This is a genomic window from Sandarakinorhabdus sp., assembly GCF_032115815.1.
In the GTDB taxonomy this organism is placed as follows: Bacteria; Pseudomonadota; Alphaproteobacteria; order Sphingomonadales; family Sphingomonadaceae; genus Sandarakinorhabdus.
Genome location: NZ_JAUMBI010000040.1, coordinates 905 through 7,246, shown reverse-complemented (window position 1 = coordinate 7,246; position 6,342 = coordinate 905). Strand labels below are relative to the sequence as shown.

General features: G+C 65.6%; 6 protein-coding genes. 3 read left to right on the top strand and 3 right to left on the bottom strand.

Going from position 1 to position 6,342, the window contains the following annotated elements:
* Window position 1 precedes the first annotated feature (1 nt).
* A complete protein-coding gene (locus tag RT662_RS02160) occupies window positions 2-799 on the bottom strand; it encodes a TetR/AcrR family transcriptional regulator (RefSeq protein WP_313668774.1) in 798 nt (265 codons plus the stop codon).
* Window positions 800-898: 99 nt separating this feature from the next.
* Here RT662_RS02160 and RT662_RS02155 point away from each other — a divergent pair, with 99 nt between their 5' ends.
* Window positions 899-2,278, top strand: coding sequence for an NtaA/DmoA family FMN-dependent monooxygenase (locus tag RT662_RS02155; RefSeq protein WP_313668772.1), 1,380 nt, complete (start codon window positions 899-901; stop codon window positions 2,276-2,278).
* A gap of 26 nt (window positions 2,279-2,304) precedes the next feature.
* Window positions 2,305-3,552, top strand: a complete 1,248-nt coding sequence (locus RT662_RS02150; RefSeq protein ID WP_313668771.1) for an MFS transporter — start codon at window positions 2,305-2,307, stop codon at window positions 3,550-3,552.
* On the opposite strand, the gene RT662_RS02145 is transcribed toward RT662_RS02150, so the two are convergent.
* Both RT662_RS02145 and RT662_RS02140 read right to left on the bottom strand, forming a co-directional pair.
* Window positions 3,549-4,847, bottom strand: coding sequence for a PLP-dependent transferase (locus RT662_RS02145; RefSeq protein ID WP_313668769.1), 1,299 nt, complete (start codon window positions 4,845-4,847; stop codon window positions 3,549-3,551). The genes RT662_RS02150 and RT662_RS02145 overlap by 4 nt on opposite strands.
* Window positions 4,848-4,990: 143 nt before the next feature.
* The gene (locus RT662_RS02140; protein WP_313668767.1) at window positions 4,991-5,377 is read right to left on the bottom strand and encodes an ester cyclase; all 387 of its coding nucleotides are present in this window, start codon (window positions 5,375-5,377) and stop codon (window positions 4,991-4,993) included.
* A 237-nt stretch (window positions 5,378-5,614) separates the two neighbouring features.
* Between RT662_RS02140 and nthB the strand changes: the two genes are divergently transcribed.
* Window positions 5,615-6,244 (top strand): nitrile hydratase subunit beta, encoded by a 630-nt coding sequence (nthB, locus tag RT662_RS02135; protein ID WP_313668765.1) that lies wholly within the window; start codon window positions 5,615-5,617, stop codon window positions 6,242-6,244.
* Window positions 6,245-6,342: the final 98 nt, after the last annotated feature.

Sequence of the window (6,342 nt, the reverse complement as noted above, 5' to 3'; positions counted from 1 at the left end):
CCTAGTCTGCCGATGGGTTTCGCAGCGCCAAGGCGCCGGCGATGAGCGCTTCATACTCGTCTGCCGGCAGCAGGGTCGGTGGCCGCCAATCGGGGCCGATATCCGAACGCTGCCAGCCATAGGCATTGAGCTGCTCCGGCGTGATGGTGCGGACCAGTTCAATGAGCCCCCGGCACGTGATGGCGCTGTATAGCGGCAGATGCTGGCCCCAGGGTTTTTCATGGCCGATGAACATCGTCGAACCCGCAATCGCCGACGACAGGAACACCGCCAGCCCTTCCCGTTCCGCCGCATTGAGGCCCGGGTTGATCTCGGCGATCAGGTCTGTGAACGTCGCCCGCTCCAGAATATAGATGCTGTCGACGGCCTTGGCGACGAAGTCGTCGTGATTGGCCAGCGCCCACAGATGCGGGAAAAGCCGCGTTGTCCGGCGGCTCTGGATGTCTTCGAGCAGGAACCGGATGATGCGCTCCAGCTTTTGTTCGGGCGTTGCGCCGGGCGCATGCTGGATGGCCCGGAAATTCTCGGAGAACGGCACCATCACCGAGTTGATGACGTCCTGCAGCAGGACGGCCCGGCTTTTGTAATAATGGCTGATGGCGCCGATCTGCACCTTGCAGCGCCGCGCCACCTCGCGCAGCGTCAATGCCTGATAGCCACTTTCGAGGATGATCTCGAGCGCAACTTCGATGATCTGCGCCACCCGGTCGCGACCGGTCTGGTAACGCGCCGAGCCTTCGCGGTTGCCCAGGCGCCAGGCGCCGATCATCGGATTTGCGGGTTCGGGCGCTTTGCTCATGCTGCCGCGTTAGCACATAAATTGCGGCAATATACAATATTAGTCAGTTGACTAACATTGGGCGATGCACCTAGACTTGCGAAAGCCCAGGAGGAAGACATGGCTCGCGAACTCCGTCTCAATGCCTTTGCAATGAACTGTGTCGGCCATCAGTCCCAGGGGCTGTGGCGCCATCCCCGCGATCAGTCGACGAACTACAAGCACACCAGCCACTGGGTGGAACTGGCAAAGCTGCTCGAGCGTGGCCGCTTCGATGCCCTGTTCCTGGCGGATGTCGTTGGCGTCTATGACGTCTATGGCGGCAGTCCCGATGCGGCGTTGCGCGAGGCTGTGCAGGTGCCGACCAATGATCCACTGCTGATCATCCCGCCGATGGCCGAAGCGACGCGGCATCTGGCCTTCGCCGTCACGGTCAACCTGTCGCATGAGCCGCCGCTGCCGTTCGCACGACGGATGTCGACGCTCGACCATCTGACCGCGGGGCGAATCGGGTGGAACATCGTGACGGGCTACCTGGACAGTGGCGCCCGGGGTGCCGGGCGCGGGCAGCAGACTGCACACGACACCCGCTACGACATCGCCGAAGAGTTCATGGACATCCAGTACGGCTTCTGGGAAGGCAGCTGGGAGGATGACGCGCGCCACTGCGACCGCGAGGCGGGCGTATTCACTGATCCCGCCAAGGTGCATCGCGTCGTCCATGACGGCGAATATTTCCATGTCGATGGCGTCCATCTGTGCGAACCGTCGCCGCAGCGTACCCCGGTGCTGTATCAGGCCGGCTCGTCATCGAAAGGTACCGCCTTTGCCGCCCGCCATGCCGAATGCGTGTTCGTAGGCGGCCATTCGCAGGCCAAGATGGCCGCCGATGTGGCAAAGCTGCGCGCGTTGGCATTGGAATCTGGCCGCGACCGCTCGGAAATATTGGTGTTTGCGCTGGTCACCGTGATCACCGCTGCGACCGATGCGGAAGCCGAAGCCAGGTTCGAGGATTACAGGCAATATGCCAGCACCTTGGGCGGCCTGGTGGTGATGGGCGGGTGGAGCGGCATCGACTTTTCCAAGCCTGAACTGATCAACGCCACCGCTGCCACCAGCAACGCCATCCAGGGTGCCGCAGCCGCCTTTACCGCGGGCGGGCCCGATGCGAATCGCGATGTCGAAAGTATCGGCCGCGCCGTGGCGCTGGGCGGCGGTGGCCCGGTGCTGGTCGGCGGACCGCAGCGCATCGCCGATCAACTCGAAGCATGGGCCGAAGCGGCCGATCTCGACGGCTTCAATCTTGCCTATGCCGTCATGCCGGAAACCTTTGTCGATGTGGTCGATCATTTGGTGCCGGAACTGCAGCGGCGCGGACTGCTGAAAACTGACTATGCGCCGGGCACCTATCGTGAAAAGCTGTTCGGGCGTGGTCCACGGCTTGGCGACAGTCACCCAGCGGCGGCCAGTCGGCAAATGTGGAGCCCGTCGCCGGATTGAAACCGCCAGTACAAAAGGACCGAACCATGAACCCCGGCGACGCAGAATCACCGCGGGGATGGCGCGGGGGCCTTGCTGCCAAATGGCCGTCGATCGCCATCGTGCTGTTTGCCCAGGTCACGGCGATGGCGGTCTGGTTCGCCTCGGCAGCCGTGGCCTCGGCATTGGCCCGCAGTGCGCCGCTGTTGGGTTTCAAGGCCGCGATGCTGACCAGCGCCGTCCAGGCGGGTTTCGTGTGCGGCACGCTGGCCAGCGCGTTGCTGGGTGTGCCTGATCGCTTCGATCCGCGCCGCATCTTCATGATCGCCGCACTGGGTGCAGCCGCTGCATCGGCGGCTCTGGCGATGCTGCCGCCGACGGGGCCGGGCATCCTGGCCCTGCGCTTTCTCACCGGGCTGGCGCTGGCCGGCGTCTATCCCATCGGCATGCGCCTCGTCGCGACCTGGGCGGCCGGTGATCTCGGCTTGCTCGTCGGCCTACTCGTCGGCGCACTCACTCTGGGCTCGGCGAGCCCGCATCTGCTCGCCGCCTTCGGCCAGTTCGACTGGCGCACCATCTATCTCGTCGCTGCCGGGCTTGCGGCGTGCGGCGGCCTCGCCATCCTCGCTGCCGGTGTCGGCCCGAATGCGCCGCGTCAGATACGGCTCGATGCCGGCCGCGTGTCGCAGGCGTGGCGCAACCCCGCGCTGCGCCTCGCCAACCTCGGCTACCTCGGCCACATGTGGGAACTCTATGCGATGTGGACCTGGCTGGCGGTGTTCCTTGCGGCGAGCTTGCGCATGTCGGGCGTTGCCGATGCCCATGGCCTCGCCGAACTGACCAGCTTTGCCGCGATCGCCGCCGGCGCGCTCGGTGCCTGGCTTGGCGGCGTGTGTGCCGATCGCTGGGGGCGCACGACCGTGACCATCGCATCAATGGCGGCAAGCGCAACCTGTGCGGCAACGATGGGCTGGCTGCTTGGCGCCCCGCCCGCCCTTATCATTGCGGTGGCCATCATCTGGGGCATCACCATCATCGCCGATTCCGCGCAATTTTCGGCCAGCATTGCCGAACTCAGCGACCCGGAATCGGTGGGCACCATGCTCACCCTGCAAACCTGCGCCGGGTTCCTGCTGACGCTGGTCAGCATCCAGCTTGTCGCGCCCGTATCGGCGGCGCTGGGGTGGCCCGGCGCCTTCACCATGCTGGCCATCGGGCCGGCGCTGGGCTGTATCGCGATGGTCCGGCTGCGCGCCCGCCCAGAGGCCGCGCGCCTCGCCGGTGGCCGGCGTTAGGCGCCCGCGGCGGCCAGCGCCTGATCGAGATCGGCGATGATGTCGTCGATATGCTCCAGCCCGATCGAAAGGCGCACATAGCCCGGAGAGACGCCGGTTGCCGCCTGCGCCTCGGCATCGAGCTGCGAATGGGTGGTGGAGGCCGGGTGGATGGCGAGGCTGCGGGCGTCGCCGATGTTGGCAACGTGATAAAGCAGTTTCAGGCTGTCGATGAACGTGCGGCCAGCGTCGATGCCACCGGCCAGCTCGAAGCCGACAAGGCCGCCGAAGCCGCCGGCAAGATACTTGTCGGCACGGGCGCGGACTTCGCCGCTCTGCTGGCTCGGATGGATGACGCGGGTCACGTTGGCGCGCTGCGCCAGCCAGGCGGCGACGTTGGTGGCATTCTGGCAATGGCGCGGCATGCGCAGCGGCAGGGTTTCGACACCCTGCAGGATCTGGAAGGCGTTGAACGGCGACAGCGCCGCGCCAAGGTCGCGCAGCAGCACGGTTCGTGCCCGCATGATATAGGCCACAGGCCCCAACGGCTTCACCGCCTCGGTCCAGATCGCGCCGTGATAGGACGGGTCGGGGCTGTTGAGCGCCGGCTGCCGATCGCCGGCCGCGACCCAGTCGAAATTGCCGCCATCAACGATCAGCCCGCCGATGGATGTGCCGTGCCCGCCGAGATATTTGGTCGCCGAATAGACCAGTGCCGCAGCGCCATGCGCCAGCGGACGGCACAACAGCGGCGCGGCGGTGTTGTCCATGATCAGCGGCACGCCAAGCGCGCGCCCGATTGCGGCCACTTCGGCGATCGGGAACACCTCCAGCTTGGGATTGGGCAGCGTCTCGGCATAATAGGCGCGGGTCCGGGCGTCAGTGGCGCGGCCGAAGTTGGCGGGATCGGCCGGGTCGACAAATCGCACCTCGATGCCCTGATCGCGCAGGGTGTTGGCGAACAGGTTCCAGGTGCCGCCATACAGGGCTGTCGAGCTCACCACGTTGTCGCCGGCCTTGGCGAGGGTTTGCAGCGCAAGGGCCGAAGCCGCCTGCCCGGAGGCAACGCCAAGCGCCGCCGCGCCGCCCTCAAGGGCCGCGACGCGCTGTTCCAGCACGTCGGTCGTCGGGTTCATGATCCGCGTGTAGATGTTGCCCAACTCCTGCAGCGCGAACAGCGCCGAGGCGTGCGCGCTATCGCGGAACTGGTAGGAGGTGGTTTGGTGGATGGGCACCGCGACCGAGCCGGTCGACGGATCGGCGCGCCACCCGGCGTGCAGGGCCAGGGTCTCGGGGTGCAGCGGGCGATCGGTCATGGCGTGGCCTTTCGATAGATGATCGCAGAACCCGGGTCCGGCGGGCTCGTGCGCCTAGGCGATGTGGTTGGCGGACTATCTACGCGCAGCACGGCCGGTCAATCGCGCAATCGGCCCGGCATCCGGCAGCGGCTGCCGGTTGATCATCGCACGCCCATCTGCTGCCCGATCTCCAGCGGATCAAAGTGTGCGCGCTTCTCGATGAGCAGGCCGTCCTTGAGCGTCAGCAGCATCAGCAGCGAAAAGCGCAGGTGCCGCTGCGTGGGCTGATAGGTGCCTTCGAACACAAGATATGCCGCCACCTTGTCGCCCTCGGCAACCAGCTGGTGGATCGGCATCTTCCAGTCGACACACTGGTCGAAGAAGGCCCGTTCCGAGGCGATGAAGCCATCGACGCCGGGCTTGGGCGTATCGACCTGGCTGTAGAAGACGAAATCCTGGTGGCAATATTGGCCAAGGGCTTCAAAATCGCCGCGCTCGAGCGCCGCATAAAAGGCGCTCACAACTTCCTTGTTGGCTTCTGTCGACATGCGGCATCCTTGGGTTGAAGGTTTAATCCGTGCCCACCCGATCGGGCGCAAGAAAGCATACAGCCGACCAACCTTAGTCGCTTGACCAATTTTGTGCAAGCGGTTTAGAGTGGCGAAGTTAAGGGCGGGCGGCCGGCAACCGCTGCAACAGGGGCGGGCTCGCAGGCCTGAATATTGCCCAACACCCGCGGTCGATCTCGTCGCGGCCGATGAGCGAAGAACTGGAGGCTAACGGCCATGCGCGGTATCCACGATCTCGGCGGAATGTACGGGTTCGGACCCGTTGTTCGCGAACCCGACGAACCGGTGTTTCACGAACCCTGGCAGGAGACGGCCTTTGCCGTGCTGATGGCGGCAGGAACGCTGCTTCCCGACTTCACCGCCGATGCTTATCGTCATTCGGTCGAGCGCATGTCGCCGGCGCACTATCTGCCCGTCCATTATTACGAGCGCATGCTGACCGGCATCACCACTATGCTCGTCGAGGGCGGCGTGCTCGATCTGGCCGATCTCGAGGCGCGCGCCGGCGGGACGTTTCCGTTGGCATTGCCGGTCGCGGCTGAGCCGCTGGCGGACCTGGCGCCGCAGCCCGAGGGGCGGTTCAGCGTCGGTCAGCAGGTACGGGTGCGCCAGTATCATAGCCAGGGGCACACCCGCGCCCCGAGCTTCTGTCGCGGCAAGACGGGCACGGTGCTGCACGTCGCGCCAAAATTCGCCTTTCCCGACACGGCCGCGCATGGCGGCGCGCGCCGCGACGAACACACCTATCATGTCGAGTTCACCGCCCGCGAACTGTGGGATGCCGACGGCAACGACACGGTCGTCGTCGACCTGTGGGACAGCTATCTGGAAGGATGCCAGCCATGACCAGGCCAGACGTCGCACCGATCGCCGCGCGGGCGGCGGCTGTCAGATCGGCCCTCATCGACAAGGGCCTGCTCACCGCTGACACAATCGATCACATC